The following is a 574-nucleotide window of genomic DNA, read 5'->3' on the forward strand; positions in this document are numbered from 1 at the left end:
CGGTAGAACCGCAATATACACAATAGCGTCCGTATCGAACTTTTATTTTTGGATGAAGTCAGGATATTTTGACACCTCCTCGGAAACAAATCCGCTTCTACATACATGGTCGCTATCCGTAGAACAACAGTTTTATTTAATTTGGCCTTTAGTTTTAGTATTGACTATGCGATTAGGTCGCAAGTGCGCACTGAGTATCATTTTAGTTATTGGATTAGTTTCCCTCTGTTTTTCTGAAGCTTTTGTCAAAATAGACCCCACCTCGAACTACTACATGATGCCATTTAGGATTTTTGAGTTTGCTGCTGGTGGCACACTTGCTTTACGCCGAGGTAGCGGCTCTAAACCGTTAATGGCCTATGACATAGGATTTATAGTTGGTCTGTCATTGATAATCTTTACTGCGATAACATACGGTAAAGCGACGGCTTTCCCTGGTATTCATGCCATGGTTCCTACCGTTGGCGCATGTCTTTGCATTCTATGCGGTAACCAATCCAGATTATCATCCATCATCAAAAACACTGCTGTAGTTGCTATTGGTATCGTTTCCTACTCAATTTATCTTGTGCAT

At 40.9% G+C, this 574-nt stretch carries 1 protein-coding gene; it reads left to right on the top strand.

Translation table 11 applies throughout. The features are described from left to right. Nucleotides 1-22: 22 nt before the first annotated feature. Nucleotides 23-574: acyltransferase family protein (locus tag NNN71_RS24935; RefSeq protein ID WP_271459613.1), on the top strand; the 552-nt coding region annotated here is incomplete at its 3' end.

Origin of the sequence: Kluyvera sp. Awk 3, from assembly GCF_028069715.1 — a bacterium.
GTDB classification, from domain to species: domain Bacteria; phylum Pseudomonadota; class Gammaproteobacteria; order Enterobacterales; family Enterobacteriaceae; genus Kluyvera; species Kluyvera georgiana_A.